Source organism: Ilumatobacter sp., from assembly GCF_039969435.1.
In the GTDB taxonomy this organism is placed as follows: domain Bacteria; phylum Actinomycetota; class Acidimicrobiia; order Acidimicrobiales; family Ilumatobacteraceae; genus Ilumatobacter_A.
On record NZ_JBDVNU010000006.1, the window covers coordinates 323,583 to 337,651 of the forward strand.

At 68.0% G+C, this 14,069-nt stretch carries 15 protein-coding genes; 7 read left to right on the forward strand and 8 right to left on the reverse strand.

The genetic code is table 11. The annotated features are described in order from the left end of the window. Positions 1 to 36: 36 nt before the first annotated feature. The 4 genes from ABJK40_RS02340 to ABJK40_RS02355 all read left to right on the forward strand — a co-directional run bounded on the left by ABJK40_RS02340 (position 37) and on the right by ABJK40_RS02355 (position 4,744). The gene (locus tag ABJK40_RS02340) at positions 37 to 786 is read left to right on the forward strand and encodes an electron transfer flavoprotein subunit beta/FixA family protein (RefSeq protein WP_348482212.1); all 750 of its coding nucleotides are present in this window, start codon (positions 37 to 39) and stop codon (positions 784 to 786) included. 2 nt (positions 787 to 788) lie between these two features. Continuing rightward, complete coding sequence (locus ABJK40_RS02345) at positions 789 to 1,760, forward strand: electron transfer flavoprotein subunit alpha/FixB family protein (protein WP_348482214.1); 972 nt, start codon at positions 789 to 791, stop codon at positions 1,758 to 1,760. Between the two features lie 247 nt (positions 1,761 to 2,007). Further along, positions 2,008 to 3,423 carry a hypothetical protein gene (locus ABJK40_RS02350; RefSeq protein ID WP_348482216.1) on the forward strand — a complete coding sequence of 472 codons (1,416 nt, stop codon included), beginning with the start codon at positions 2,008 to 2,010 and terminating at the stop codon, positions 3,421 to 3,423. Further along, complete coding sequence (locus ABJK40_RS02355; protein ID WP_348482217.1) at positions 3,407 to 4,744, forward strand: hypothetical protein; 1,338 nt, start codon at positions 3,407 to 3,409, stop codon at positions 4,742 to 4,744. Before ABJK40_RS02350 ends, ABJK40_RS02355 begins: the two co-directional genes overlap by 17 nt. Here ABJK40_RS02355 and ABJK40_RS02360 read toward each other — a convergent pair. From ABJK40_RS02360 to ABJK40_RS02380, 5 genes are read right to left on the reverse strand one after another with little or no spacing between them, the layout of a single operon-like run. Then, positions 4,735 to 5,721 carry a DUF6183 family protein gene (locus ABJK40_RS02360; protein WP_348482219.1) on the reverse strand — a complete coding sequence of 329 codons (987 nt, stop codon included), beginning with the start codon at positions 5,719 to 5,721 and terminating at the stop codon, positions 4,735 to 4,737. The genes ABJK40_RS02355 and ABJK40_RS02360 overlap by 10 nt on opposite strands. Positions 5,722 to 5,773: 52 nt before the next feature. Further along, complete coding sequence (locus tag ABJK40_RS02365; RefSeq protein ID WP_348482257.1) at positions 5,774 to 6,625, reverse strand: 50S ribosomal protein L11 methyltransferase; 852 nt, start codon at positions 6,623 to 6,625, stop codon at positions 5,774 to 5,776. A gap of 54 nt (positions 6,626 to 6,679) precedes the next feature. After that, the gene (locus ABJK40_RS02370; RefSeq protein ID WP_348482221.1) at positions 6,680 to 7,534 is read right to left on the reverse strand and encodes an SCO1664 family protein; all 855 of its coding nucleotides are present in this window, start codon (positions 7,532 to 7,534) and stop codon (positions 6,680 to 6,682) included. A gap of 4 nt (positions 7,535 to 7,538) precedes the next feature. Then, complete coding sequence (locus ABJK40_RS02375) at positions 7,539 to 8,045, reverse strand: DUF3090 family protein (RefSeq protein ID WP_348482223.1); 507 nt, start codon at positions 8,043 to 8,045, stop codon at positions 7,539 to 7,541. A 13-nt stretch (positions 8,046 to 8,058) separates the two neighbouring features. Continuing rightward, positions 8,059 to 8,742, reverse strand: a complete 684-nt coding sequence (locus ABJK40_RS02380) for an MSMEG_4193 family putative phosphomutase (RefSeq protein ID WP_348482225.1) — start codon at positions 8,740 to 8,742, stop codon at positions 8,059 to 8,061. Positions 8,743 to 8,770: 28 nt separating this feature from the next. Here ABJK40_RS02380 and ABJK40_RS02385 point away from each other — a divergent pair, with 28 nt between their 5' ends. After that, the gene (locus ABJK40_RS02385) at positions 8,771 to 9,472 is read left to right on the forward strand and encodes a uracil-DNA glycosylase (protein ID WP_348482227.1); all 702 of its coding nucleotides are present in this window, start codon (positions 8,771 to 8,773) and stop codon (positions 9,470 to 9,472) included. A gap of 73 nt (positions 9,473 to 9,545) precedes the next feature. Then, positions 9,546 to 9,881 carry a hypothetical protein gene (locus ABJK40_RS02390; RefSeq protein ID WP_348482229.1) on the forward strand — a complete coding sequence of 112 codons (336 nt, stop codon included), beginning with the start codon at positions 9,546 to 9,548 and terminating at the stop codon, positions 9,879 to 9,881. Between the two features lie 97 nt (positions 9,882 to 9,978). Here the strand turns inward: ABJK40_RS02390 and ABJK40_RS02395 are convergent, their stop codons facing one another. Beyond that, a complete protein-coding gene (locus tag ABJK40_RS02395) occupies positions 9,979 to 11,262 on the reverse strand; it encodes a Coenzyme F420 hydrogenase/dehydrogenase, beta subunit C-terminal domain (RefSeq protein WP_348482231.1) in 1,284 nt (427 codons plus the stop codon). A 128-nt stretch (positions 11,263 to 11,390) separates the two neighbouring features. On the opposite strand from ABJK40_RS02395, the gene ABJK40_RS02400 reads away from it, so the two are divergent. After that, the gene (locus tag ABJK40_RS02400) at positions 11,391 to 12,347 is read left to right on the forward strand and encodes an alpha/beta hydrolase (protein WP_348482232.1); all 957 of its coding nucleotides are present in this window, start codon (positions 11,391 to 11,393) and stop codon (positions 12,345 to 12,347) included. Positions 12,348 to 12,428: 81 nt separating this feature from the next. Here the strand turns inward: ABJK40_RS02400 and ABJK40_RS02405 are convergent, their stop codons facing one another. Both ABJK40_RS02405 and ABJK40_RS02410 read right to left on the reverse strand, forming a co-directional pair. Beyond that, entirely contained in the window at positions 12,429 to 12,767 is a 339-nt protein-coding gene (locus tag ABJK40_RS02405) for a P-II family nitrogen regulator (protein WP_348482234.1), read from the reverse strand. A gap of 70 nt (positions 12,768 to 12,837) precedes the next feature. After that, positions 12,838 to 14,037, reverse strand: coding sequence for an ammonium transporter (locus ABJK40_RS02410; RefSeq protein ID WP_348482236.1), 1,200 nt, complete (start codon positions 14,035 to 14,037; stop codon positions 12,838 to 12,840). Positions 14,038 to 14,069 lie beyond the last annotated feature (32 nt).

Consider the following 14,069-nt stretch of genomic DNA (forward strand, 5'->3'; position numbering starts at 1 on the left):
GGTAACTTGGGTGGCCTTATGAACGTGATCGTCTGTGTGAAACAGATCCCTGATCCGGCGCTGCCGGGTGAGCTGGATCCCTCGACCAACACGCTGAAGCGCGACGGGAAGCTCATCCTCGATGAGTCCGACAGCTACGGCGTCGAAATGGCGCTGCAGCTCGTCAACACCGCCGGTGACGGCTCCGTGACGCTGGTGTCCATGGCTCCGAACGACGAGACGTCCGGTCTGCGCACCGCACTCGCCATGGGTGCCGAGAAGGCCGTCCTGGTCTCCGATCCCACGCTGTCGGGAGCCGATGCGCTCACCACCGCCAAGATCCTCGCCGGTGCGGTCGGCAAGGCCGGTGACTACGACCTGATCATCGCCGGCACCGAGTCGTCCGACGGGTACACGGGCACGGTCCCCGAGCAGATCGCCGAAGTCCTCGGCCTGCCGTCGGTCACGTTCGCGAAGACCATCGTGGTCGACGGCTCGACCGTCAAGGTCGAGCGTCAGACCGAGTCGGGCTACGACGAGGTCACCTGCCCGCTGCCCGCCGTGGTCTCCGTGACCGCCGGTGTCGTCGAGCCCCGTTACCCGAGCTTCAAGGGCATCATGGCTGCCAAGGCCAAGCCGGTCGACACGGTCACCGCCGCCGACCTCGGCATCGAATCCGTCAGCTGGGCCCAGTCCATCACCGACGTCACCGACGCTCCCGCCCGTCAAGCCGGCGAGATCATCGAAGACGACGGCGAAGCGTTCAACAAGATCGTCGCATTCCTCGACAACCTGAAGGTGATCTGACCATGTCTCTCTCCAACATCTGGGTCTTCTCCGAGACCACCCCCGAAGGAGCTGCCACCGCCGGCACGCTCGAACTGCTCACGAAGGCCAACACGCTCGGTGGCACCGTCACGGCATTCGTCGTCGGATCCGCCGGTGAGGCCGCTGCGGCGTTCGCGGACCACGGGGCAGCCAAGATCTACGAGACCGGCGACCTCGCCGGCGCCCTTCCGGGTGCTGCCGTTGCGTCGGCCATGAAGGCCGTCATCGACGGCGGCGATTCGCCCGACCTCGTGATGTTCCCGCAGAACTACGAGGGCCGCGACGTCATGGCCCGCCTGTCGGTCAAGCTCGACCGCACGGTGCTCACGAACTCGACCGACGTCTCGGTCGACGGTGACTCCGTCAGCTGCACCACGCCGATCTTCGGTGGCGCCAAGCTCGTCACGGCGACCTTCACCGGTGAGACGCCGTACCTCGCGGCCTTCCGCCCGAAGAGCTTCGAGCCCGCCGGCGGTGCCGGTGGAGCGGGTGAAGTCGTGGCCGCTCCGGTTCCCGACCTCGGCGCCACGGGCGGCGCAACGGTCGAAGCCGTGCACGTCGAGGAGACCTCGGGTCCCAAGCTCGACGAGGCTGCGGTCGTCGTCGGCGGTGGCCGCGGGCTCGGCGACGCCGAGAAGTTCGAGATGATCGAGCAGCTCGCGAAGCGGCTCAAGGGCGCGCCGGGTGCCTCGCGTGCGATCGTCGACGCCGGATGGGTCCCGTACAGCTATCAGGTCGGCCAGACCGGGAAGGTCGTCAAGCCGACCGTCTACATCGCAGCAGGCATCTCGGGTGCCACGCAGCACATGGTCGGGATGAAGGGTTCCAAGAACATCATCGCGATCAACAAGGACAAGGAAGCGCCGATCTTCGGCGTGGCCGACCTCGGGATCGTGGGTGACGTCCACAAGGTGCTCCCGCAGCTCCTGGAAGCCCTCGCCGCGCGCGGCTGATCCAACGGACAACCGAGATGTGTGGCTGCGGCCGGACCCGTCCCTCGGGTCCGGCCGTCGCCGTTTTCACGCACTCCCACCGCACTCCACCGGCCTCGGCGTGAGGATCGCCCCGTTCCGGGGCGGGGTGTCGCTCACGTCGAGGTGTGTGGGTTCGTCGGCGTGAGGATCGCCCCGATCTGGGGCGGGGTGTCGCTCACGTCGAGGTGGGGTGGGGAGGGGTGCTGCCCGGTTAGGTTTGCGGCCGATGTCGGCGAGGGAGATGGACCAGCGTCGATACCGGATCGCACTGGCGCTGATCGTGGTCGCGTCGGGGCTGTTCCGCCTGCTCTACGTGCTCCTGGTGAAGCGTGACGATCCGCTCTGGACCGACGAGTTCTTCTACACCCGACAGGCGATCGCGATCGCCGACGGCCGAGGGTTCGAGAACCCGATCCTGCCGGGTGTGAAGTCGGCTGGTCACGCGCCGATGACGGTCGTGGCGTTGGCGCCCGTCTCCTGGCTCGACGGCGCGGTCACCGCTCAGCGGATGCTGATGGCGGTGTACGGAACCGCCGTCGTCGTTGCGATCGGCGCCGTGGCCCGGATGCTCTTCGATCGCCGGACGTCGCTGGTCGCAGCGATGCTCGCAGGCGGCTATGCCGGCTTGTGGCTCAACGACGTGATGGTGATGTCGGAGACCTTCGCCGCCGGCACCGTGGTCGCCATCCTGTGGTCGGCGTACCGCTACCGAGCCGCACCGTCGTGGACGTCGGCAGCGGTCGTTGGGGTCACGGTCGCGGCCGGCGGCTACGCACGCACCGAACTGCTCGCCCTCGGCGGGACGATCGCGATCTTCGTCATGTGGCTCCACCGTCGCCCGACCGGGACCGTCGAAGCCGGCCACCCTGATCCGCCGACCGACGACGACACCGACACCGACGACGGCACGAACACCGATGCGATCGTCGGTGTCGCGGCAGCAGAGGTGAGTCGCCCGATCGGGTTCGCGCACCTCGCTCTCGCGGGCGTCGTGACCCTGACACTGCTCGCACCGTGGGTCGCACGGAATCTGGCGGCGTTCGAGGAACCCACCTACATCTCCACGCAGGACGGCGGAACGCTGCTCGGTGCCAACTGCCCCGCCGCGTACGACGGTCGGTTCGTCGGCTTCTGGGAACTGAGCTGCGTGGCGGCGATCCCGACCCTCGAGGGGGAGGACCAGAGTCAGACCGAGGCCCGGTATCGCGATGCCGCCTTCGACTACATCGGCGAGAACGTCGACGAGCTGCCCCGCGTCACCGTGTTCCGCGTGGCGCGCGGTTTCGGGTTCTACCGACCCGACGACATGACGATCATCAACCAACTCGACGGCCGCAATCGTTGGGCGAGTTGGATCTCGACGATCCAGTTCTGGGCGCTCGGCGTCCTCGCGATCGCCGGTCTGCGCCGCTGGCCCAGCGTTGGTCGATGGTTTCGTCCGAGGTGGCCGATCGTCGCCACGATGGTCTTCACGCTGATGATGATGGCGATCTCCTACGGCAACCCCAGGTTCCGTGTGCCGATCGAGCCCGGCCTGGTGATCGCCGCATCGGTGGCGGTCGTCGGTCTCGTCGACAGGTGGCGTCGCCGGAACGACCCGGCCGCTCCGGCGACCGTGAAGGCCGATGCCGGAGCAACCTGAACACCCGGTGGTCTGCAAGGCGACGTCGTCGTCGATGTCGCAGAGCGCGTACCGCCGATGCCTCGGTGGCGTCCTGGCCGCCGCCGCAGTGTTCCGGATCGGCTACGTGCTGGCGGTGAAGGGCGACGATCCGCTCGTGGGCGACGAGGGCTACTACCACGCTCAGGCCGTCGTGATCGCCAACGGACAGTGGTTCGAGAACCCGTTTCCGCCGGGCGGGTTCGCGGCCGATCACGTTCCACTGACGGCACTGTGGTTGTCGCTCGTCTCCTGGGTCGACGATCGGTCGATCCTCGCGCAGCGTCTGCTGATGGCGTCGACGGGCGTGTTCGTGGTCGGTGCGGTCGCAGTGCTCGCCCGGATCGTGCTCGGCCGCCGTGCGTCGCTGGGTGCGGCGGCGATCGCCGGCGGATATGGAGCGTTCTGGCTCAACGACGTGGTCCTGATGTCGGAGACGCTCGCCACGGGTGCGGTGGTGGCTGTGCTCTGCTGCGCCTACGTGTACCGCGAGCGTCGATCGTGGCGCTGGGCGGCGGCTCTCGGCGTGGCGGTCGGCGTCGCAGGTCTGGCGCGTGCGGAATTGCTCGTACTCGGCGCGCTCGTCGCGATCGGGATGACTCTCCTCGACCGAGGTGGTCGCGCCGGACGACCGGACGTTTCGGGCCCGCCATCGCCGTCCGTGCGCTGGACCCACCTCGCACTCGCCGGGGTGGTCAGCCTTGCCGTGCTCGCCCCGTGGGTGATCCGCAACCAGGTGCGGTTCGACGAGTCCACGATCATGTCGACGCAGGACGGTCTGACGGTGTTGGGGGCGAACTGCCCGCCCGCCTACCGCGGCGACTTCGTCGGATTCTGGGCGATCGAGTGCGCTGAGACGGTCGAGGTGGACGACGGCGCCGATCAGTCGGTCCGTTCGGCGGCCTACCGCGCGGCGGGCCTCGACTACGCCGTGGAACACGCAGACGAGCTCCCGGCGGTGGCACTGGCGAGGGTCGGGCGCGGCGTCCACCTCTTCCGGCCCGACCAGATGACCCGCATCAACGAACTCGAGGGTCGGGCCCGGTGGGCGAGCTGGATCGCCACCGTCCAGTTCTGGCTGCTCGCCCCGATCGCCCTGTCGGGTCTGACACGATGGGCGAGCCCGATGCCGCGCTGGCCGTTGATCGTCACCGTTGGCTTCACCCTCGTTCTGTTCGCTGCGGTGTACGGCATCCCCCGGCTCCGGGTCCCGCTCGACGTGGCGTTCGTGCTCGCCGCCGCGGCCGCCGTGGACGGTTGGTGGTCGCGGCGTTCGGTGGCGACCCGACCGACTCAGTCCTGATCGAGTGCGGTGATGGCCCAGGCGACGCCGTCGGCCGGGTCTTCGACCGCCAGTTGCAGCGACCAGCCGACCTCGGGTTCGTACGCGTTCCACCGGTACCAGCGGAGGTCGTGTGCGAGATCGCCGAGTTCGTCGGGATCGATCGGCCAGTCCTCAAGCAGGTCGCCCAGGGATGCGAGCAGCCACCACGCGCCGAATCGCCCGGCTGCGGCACCCGCCCGCCGACCGTGGGCGCCACCGCTGGCTCCGGCCCACGCCATCCACGAGATCGCCTCGGCAGGCGTGAGATCACAGATGCGGACCCGACGGAGCCCGAGCGAACCGAGCGCAGCACCGATGTCCCCGTCCACGCACGTCGATTCGGCCCGTCCGTTCGACGACGTCGTCCACGCGTCGACGAGTTGGCGCAACGACAGTTCGACGTCGTCGTCGAGTTCCTCGGCACCGCTGGTCGTGGTGAGGTCGCGCCAGTCGTCGGGGAGGTCGGGTGCCGGGAATTCGGCGCCGTTCTCGGAGTACGTGGCGAGGGCGTAGTCGGGCTCCCAGTCGGCGAGCACCGGTGGGATGTCGAGGACGGCCGAGAGGTCGACGGTCTCGATCGGTTCGCCACGGATCGCTCGTTCGTGGGCGACGAACGTCGCTCGCGGACCGTTGTCGAGGACGGCTTCGAGGTCGCCCCACGAATGGTGCTGTGCCGCGACCTCGGTCAGTGGGCCGATGGTGAAGCGCCCGGACAGCCCGTCTCGTTCGTCGAGGACGGCCGCGACGTGGTCGGCGTCGGCGAGCAGTGCGAGCCGGTATTCCGCCAGCGTGGCCGCAGGCCACAGTTGGCGACCCGTGTGCACCGCCGCGCGCGATTCGTCCCGGACCCGCAGCAGGCCCGGCCAGTCGCGTGACGAGCAACGGTCGTCGATCATCCGCACCAGACCGTCCAGGTCGCCACGGGCGATCAGCGCATCGAGATCGTCGTCGTTCACCCCCGCAGCCTGCCACGATCCACCGACGTCGGGGGCTCGAGACGCAGCCGGTTCAACGCAGTTCGACGGAGATCCATCCGTCGTGCGTCAGGGAGTCGACGGGCGCCAGCGGAGCGAGAGCTTCGAGGACGTGGTCGTGGCGGTCGGCGAGGATGCCGCTGATCACCAGCGAACCGCCCGGCCGCAGGAGACGCCGCAGGTCGCCGGCCATGTCGATCAGGGCGGGGGCGAGGATGTTCGCCATGATCACGTCCCAGTGTCCCTCGACGTCCGCGACGGGCGTGGTGTCGACGTCGATCCGGTCGATGACGTCGTTGAGTTCGGCGTTGCGCAGCGTGGAGGACACGGCGGCGTCGGCGATGTCGATCGCCCGGATCGTCGGTACACCGAGCTGTGCGGCGAGCACGGCGAGGACGCCCGTTCCGCATCCGACGTCGAGGAGGCGTTCGCAGGTCTGTTCGCCGTCGTCGACGAGTCGGGCGAGCAACGCCATCGAGGTCCGCGTCGTGGGGTGGTCTCCGAGTCCGAACGCGCTGCCCTGGTCGATCACGGTGACGACATCCGCGTCGAGGAGGGTGTGGAGTGGTTCAGACCCCTGCCACACCCCGAGGAGCGATGCGGGGACGCAGACCTTGCCGGGCGCGTACCAGGTGGGAGCGAGGAACTCGGGAGCCACCTGGACGATCGAGGCGTCGAGGTCTCGGACCTCCACCGACCAGGCCGGGTCGAGAGCGGACAGGGCACGTGCGATGGCGTCGTCGTCGTTGCCGACCGACGTCGACACCTCGACCCGCCCGTCGGCGATCCCGACTTCGCTGACCGCTCGGACGCCCAGTTGCCACAGGCGGTCGGTCACGAGGTCGGCGAGTGGTGCGTCGACGGTGACCACCACCGTCCGCTCCATCTCACCCACGAGTCGGTCCTTCTGCTCCTGAACCGGTCGGACCGACTCGGTCGCTCACACCAGTGGCCACGGGTACCGGCGTCCGGTCGGGTCGGTCGGGAACCTCCGCTCCTTCACCATCCACGCCGCACGGCCCTGGATCGCTTCGACCTCCTCGTCGCCGAGCAGTGCGGCGACATCGAGCGGGACGGCGTCGATCAACCGGTTGGCCCCGTCGATCACGTGGGCGGGCAGTTCCTCGTCGCCGAACTCCCAGATCACCGTGCGCAGCTTGTATTCGGGAGCGAAGCACAATCCGTGGTCGATGCCCCACACGGTCGCGGGGGTGTCGTCGGTACCGGGGACGAGGAGGCAGTGGCCGCTCTTGCGGTCGGTGTTGTTGGCGAAGATGTCGAGCGCAGCGATGTCACGCAGCCGGTCGTGCAGCTCGGGCATCGACTCGTAGATCGTGAAGAAGTGTTCGGTGTGGTCGGCGACCGCGAACCACTGGAACGACCCCTCTCCGACCGGACCGTCACGCAACACGGTGGGTGGGACGACGTGGAGACCGAGGAATTCGCTCAGCCGGAAGGTGGCGACTTCGCGGCGGTGCAACCCGGGCTCGAAATCCCACAGCGGCCGCTCGCCGCGCATCGGCTTGTAGATCGCCGGGTGCGACTTCCCGTCGTGGTGCACGTGGACGAGGAAGGTCGCATTCGAGCTGTAGGGCATCCGCCCCTCGACCTCGACCTCGCCGCGCAACAGATGCTGGATCGGGTCGTCGACGTGATCGACCCGCAACTCGACGCCCTGCGGTTCCTCGTGGACGACATCGTCCGAATCGTCGTCGTCGTCTTCGTCGTACTCGTCGCTCTCGAACCCGTCGTCCTCGCTGTCGTCGGAACGGTCCTCGGGCGTCGCAGCGCTCACGGGGTCAGTTCATCCTCGGGCAGGCGTGGCCGTCGGGATCCATCGGCGACGAGCACCACTGGCATTCGGGGCGGCCCGACTCGATGACCTGGCCGGCGTGCTTCGCGAACGCCGCCGCCTGACCTCGGGTGATGTAGATCCGGATGTGGCCACGATTCTCGTCGTCGACCATCTCGCCGTCCTCGTCGACCTCGCCCATCTCCTCGAGTTGCAACAGGACCCGGTCGTTCGACCGGTCGTAGCCCAGCCCGATCGGACCCAGCACGAAGAGTGGGTCGATGGGTTCGGACAGTTCCATGGCGCCCTGGATCGGACGGTCCTCGGCCGGGGGCAAATCGGCCAGCACCTTGTCGAGGTACTGCGAGATCGCCGCCGCCTGCTGCTTCTCGCACTTCACCGCGAGCCGGGTGCCCTCGGCGCGGATCTGGAGGAAGAAGGTGCGCGCTCCCGGCCGACCCTGGGTGCCGACGGTGAACTTGTCGACATCGTCGAATTCGTGGAACACGCTCATCGCAACCGCCCGATCATGCGGGTTTCAGCTCGGTGAGTGGTCGTCCGGTCGAGTTGACGGCGAGCACGATCGGCCCACCCGCATGCCAGGTGAGAGCGCTCACCGAGGCAGGGCTGATCACGATGCGTTGGAAGAGGTCGATGTGCGTGCCGAGTGCGTGAGCGACCGCCGCCTTGATCGTGTCGGCGTGGGACACGCACACGATCGTGCCGCCGGGATGCTCGAGTCGGAGCCGGTCGAGGGTCGACACCATCCTCGTCTGCATCTCGGTGAAGCTCTCGCCGTTCGGGAACCGGAAGGTGGACGGTGCGCGCTGCACGGTCTGCCATTCGGGCAGCTTGTTCAGTGCCTTCAGTTCCTTGCCGGTCCAGTCGCCGAAGTCGCACTCGAACAGACCGCGATCGACCTTGGTCCTGAGCCCGAGCGCCTTGGAGATCGGTGCCGCCGTCTCCTTGGCCCGCTCGAGTGGCGACGAGTACACGGCATCGACTCTGCCGAGTTCGGCGATGCGGTCGGCGGCGATCTGGGCTTGACGGTGACCCTCGTCGGCGAGGTGGAGGCCCTTCGCCCGGCCCGGCAGGACCTTGCCCGTCGTGGGGGTCTGGCCGTGACGTACGAGCAGGATCGTCGTTGCAGCGGGAGCCGCCGCTTTCGAGCGTGCGGCGGACTTCTTGGGGGCGGGGGTCGGCTTGGTCATGTCCGACGACGAATCTACTGTCGGTCCCGTGGAGTCGCTCGTCGTGCCCGGAACCGGCCTGCATCGCGAGATCGTGAACTGTCGGGCCTGTCCGCGCCTCGTCGAGTGGCGCGAACGCGTCGCTGTCGAGAAGCGGGCGGCATTTCGCGACGACGACTACTGGGGACGACCGATCACCGGGTTCGGTGACCCGGACGCACGGATCGTCGTGCTCGGACTGGCCCCCGCTGCGCACGGAGCGAATCGCACCGGACGGATGTTCACGGGTGATCGCAGTGGCGACTGGCTGTTCCGTGCGATGCACCGAGCAGGGCTGGCGAACCAGCCCGAGTCGGTCCACGCAAGCGACGGTCTCCTCCTGCGAGACGCCTGGGTGACGTCGGCGGTCAAGTGTGCGCCACCCGACAACAAGCCGACCCCGGTCGAGCGTGACACCTGCGCTTCGTTCCTGCGGCTCGAACTGGCCGGCTTGGCGCGGGCACGTGTGATCGTGTGTCTCGGGACGTTCGGCTTCGACGCTGCCCTGCGACACTTCGCACTACGTCCCAAACCGAAGTTCGGCCACGGAGTCGAGGTCGAGGTCGAGCTCGACGGCGGAATCCGACTGACCCTGCTCGGCTGCTATCACGTCAGCCAGCAGAACACCTTCACGGGTCGCCTCACCGAGGAGATGCTCGATGCCGTCTTCTCCCGAGCGGTGGAGTTGTCGGGCATCGTTCGACCGCGCTGACCGCTGACCACCTCCGGGCCCGACAGGGTCGGACGGCATCGGTGGATCCCGGCAGTAGCCTCTCGACACTGTGATGACCGACGATTCCATGCTGCTCGCACCTGTGTCCCGGTCCCGTCGTCGGTCGACACGGCACCTGGGTGCTGTTGCGGTGGTGGCGGTGCTCACGCTCGGCGCGTGTTCGTCCGACCCGGGCCCGAGTCGTGTCGCTCAGGACATCATCAAGGCCGAAGCACTCGAGAATCCGGCGCTGGACGAGGAGTGCATGCTCGATGCGCTCGAAGGGTTCGACGACGAAGCTCTCGAGGCGATCGCCGACGACCTCGCGAGCAGCAACGCTGACACGCAGGCCGCCGGCGAGTCCGCGCTCGCCGACTTCCAGGCCGCCCTCGACGCCTGCAACGCCTGAGAGACCGTTCGGCCGGAGTTCCGGCGATTCCTCTGCCGACTCGCCCTCGTTCTTCGGGACGACGTCGGCTCCGGAACCCCCGGAACTCCGACCTCACTCACGGCTGCTCTTCGGACGGCTTCGCCGACCCTTTCGCTCCTGGCTCCGCCGACTCGCCGTCGGCCGCCGGCTTCGCCTCGGCGGCGACCACCTTCTTCTTGGGCGGTGGGACGCCGACGGCCGGTGACATGTCCGCCGACTGGGGCCAGCGTCGCCGGCTGACGATCGAGAGCAGGCGGAGCAGACGCATCGCCGTCTCGTCGGTCTGAGCAGGCTTCGCCTCGATCACCCCGTCGGCGATCATCCGCTCGATGATCTCCTCACCGAGTTCGGTGCGGGCGATCGTGAGGGTCCAGTCGTTGTCCTCGCCGATGCCTCCGGTGGCGATGTCGGAGTGCTCGGCGGCGAAGTCCGGGCAGGTCGTGCATCCCTGACGGGTCCACGCGTGGCACTCCTTCAGGTTGATCTCGTGATACGACCCGTCGTTCATCCAGATCTGGAAGACGCCCTTGATGTTCATCTTCTTCATGTCCTGCTTCTTCAGGCCGTACTTGGCCTCGAAGAGCTCCTCGAAGATGGCGTCGTCGAACGTCTTCGAGCAGAGCAGGCCGATGTTGACGATGAACGGCTTGGACACCTTGCCGGCCTTGCGGTCCCACATCACGGGCGGCGACGAGGTCTGGCATCCCATGCCGACGAGGGCGAGGCGCTCGAACCCGCGCTCTCGTGCCTCGGGGAGCGCGAGGGGGTTGGCGCAGTACGTGTAGCGGGACCCGGCGGTGGCGAGGATCTCCTCCTTGGTCTCCACGACGACGGGCTTGGCCTTCCACTTGTCGTCGTCCTCCACGCCCGACACCAGTGCGGCGTCGATGTAGTCGTTCTCGCGCAGCCAGATCAGCAGTGCCGACACGAGGCCACCGTCCTGACCGTTCTCGTGGACCGTCGCGTCGGTCGCGCGGGTGAGGTACAGCTGGCGCCAGATGCCTGCCATCTCGTCGGGCTCGCGGACCCGGCCGAAGAGGTGCATGTCGGCCGCCGGCTCCCACGCCCGGAACCGCGGGCACGCCCGTGTGCAGGTGGTGCAGCCACCCTCCTCGCCGAAGCCGTGGATGCAGTTGTCGAGCCCGAGTGACTCCTCGAGGTGGAACGGGATGTACTTGCCTTCCTCGTGCTCGTAGCCGATCACGTCGTGTGGGCAGGTGACGACGCAGCCGGCACATCCGGTGCACAGGTCGTTGGTGATGACCTCGGCGTACAGCTCCCTCCACTGCGCCGTCCAGCGCCCGTCCTTGTCGGCAGCCAGGTTCTCGGGAAGCGGGGCGTCGGCCTCGATGGTCGTCATGGTGCCGACTGTATTCGCCCCCGGCTGCGGGGTCGCATTGCAGACGCGTCGACGACGAGCGACGCGAACGTGATCCGCTCGCATCAGCCACCTCGCCACGACGATCGCGCATCTGACACGATCGGGCGATGAACGAACCCATCGATCTCGACGCAGCGCTCGACGAGCAGCACGCGGCCGTCTTGTCGATGCTGCCTCCGGATCTGATGGATCTGAGCGACATCCCTGCCGGGCGCTCGCGCCTCGACGGGCTGCTTGCGCTGATGCCGGCGCCACCGCTCCCCGCCGACGTCGTCGTGACCGAAGCCTTCGCACCGTCGCTCGACGGCGCACCCGACGTGCGGGTCAAGGTGTACACGCCGACCTCGCCGGCTCCCGGTGCGGGCGGCCTGCTGTGGATCCACGGCGGCGGGATGGTCTTGCTGAGTGCCGACGGCGACGACTTCCTGTGTGCGACCCGGGCGTCCCTGCACCGCTGCGTGATCGTGTCCGTCGACTACCGGCTCGCGCCCGAGACGCCGGCACCCGGGCCCGTCGACGACTGCTTCGCGGCGCTGACGTGGTTCGCTGCCGATGCCGGCGAACTCGGCGTCGACGCCGACCGGATCGTGATCGGTGGCGCGAGCGCCGGCGCCGGTCTGGCTGCGGGGACCGCGCTGAGGGCACGCGACTCGGGTGGCCCCTCGATCGCCGCGCAGCTGCTCGTGTACCCGATGCTCGACCATCGCAACGAGACGCCGAGCAGCCATGCGATCACCGACCTGCGGGTCTGGAACCGGTCGTCCAACCTGCACGCCTGGGAGGCATACCTCGGAGGCGGCGAACCCACCGATTACTCCTCGCCTGCGATCGCCGACGATCTGAGCGGCCTGCCACCGGCCTACATCGACGTCGGCACGTTCGACATGTTCCTCGACGAGGACATCGCCTACGCGACCGCGATGAACCGGGCGGGTTCGTCGGCCGAGCTCCACGTGTACCCGGGCGCGTTCCACGCCTCGAACGGCTTCCTTCCCGATCACCCCACGTCGGTCCGTTGGATGGCCGGGGAAGAAGCGTTCCTCACCCGTCACCTCCGTTCGTGACACGGCGCCGCCCTACCCGGCGGCAGTGCTTCCACGTGGGGCCGGTCGCCTCGACCCCCCACTCGATCGCCGAGGCCGGCGTCAGACGGCTTCGGGGCCTTCCTCGCCGGTGCGGATCCGCACGACGCGGTCGACCTCGGTCACCCAGATCTTGCCGTCGCCGATCTTCTCGGTCCGAGCGGCGTGTGCGATCACGTCGACGACAGCGTCGACCTGTGCATCGTCGATCACGATCGACACGCTGACCTTGGGGACGAAGTCGATCTTGTACTCGGCACCCCGGTAGGTCTCGGTGTGTCCGCCCTGGCGCCCGAAGCCGCGGACCTCGCTGACCGTGATCCCGGTGATCCCTGCGTTCTTGAGGGCGTCCTTGACGTCGTCCAGCTTGAACGGCTTGATGACGGCGGTGATGAGTTTCATGGTGATCTCCAGTGTGTCACGGAGGCGTGGATGTGGACGGGCTCGTGTGGGCGCCGTGGGGTACCCGGGTTCACGACGTGTATGCGGACTCGGCGTGCTGGCTCTGGTCGAGGCCCTTGTGCTCGGACTCCTCGTCGATGCGCAACCCCATCGTCGCGTCCACGGCCCGTGCGATGGCATAGGTGGCGACGAAGGAGAAGGCGCCGACGGCGACTGCGGCGACGAACTGGTCCTTCAGCAGTTCGAGTCCGCCGCCGTGGAAGAGACCGTCGAATTCGTCGTTGACCGCCGTGTCGGCGAACAGGCCGAGCAGCAGTGTGCCGACGAGCCCACCCACGAGGTGGACGGCGATCACGTCGAGGCTGTCGTCCCAGTCCATCCTCTCCTTGATCCGGAGTGCGAGGTAACAGATGACGCCCGCTGCGGCACCGATGATCAACGGCGACGGACCGCCGACGAACCCGGCGCACGGGGTGATCGCCACGAGACCGGCCACGGCCCCGGAGGCGGCCCCGAGCGTGGTGGCGTGGCCACCCTTGAGTTTCTCCACGAGCAGCCAGCCGAGCATGCCCGTGGCCGCAGCGAGGTGCGTGTTGACCACGGCTTGAGACGCGAGGCCGTTGGCGGCCAGACCGGAGCCGGCGTTGAAGCCGATCCACCCGAACCACAGGATGCCCGTACCGAGCAGCGTGTAGGGCAGGTTGTGCGGCGGCATCGGCTGGCTCCCGTGGCCCCGGCGGTTGCCGATCACGATGATCACTGCGAGTGCGGCGACGCCGGCGTTGATGTGGATCGCCGTGCCGCCGGCGAAGTCGAGTGCGCCCATGTCGAGCAGCCAGCCGTTGAAGACCCACTTCGCGACGGGCAGGTAGACGAGCACCGACCACACGCCGATCAGCACGGCGTAGGAGCCGAACTTGAGGCGATCGGCGGTGGCGCCGGTGATGAGGGCGGGGGTGATCACCGCGAACATCATCTGGAATGCGAAGAAGGCGAAGCCGGGGATGTCACCGTCGAGGGTCGTGACGTCTCGCATCAGGACGAAGTCGAAGTCGCCGATCCAGCCGTTCCCGCTGTCGCCGAACACGAGTGAGAAGCCGATCACCGCCCAGATCGTCGAGACGAGCCCCATCGCGAAGAAGTTCTGCATCAACATGCCGAGCACGTTCTTCGAGCGGACCATGCCGCCGTAGAAGAACGCCAGCCCCGGTGTCATGAAGAGGACGAGAGCGGCTGACATCAGCACCCATGCGGTGTTGCCTGAATCCATGGGCGGCGAATCTAGGTGCGGCACCTCTGCCG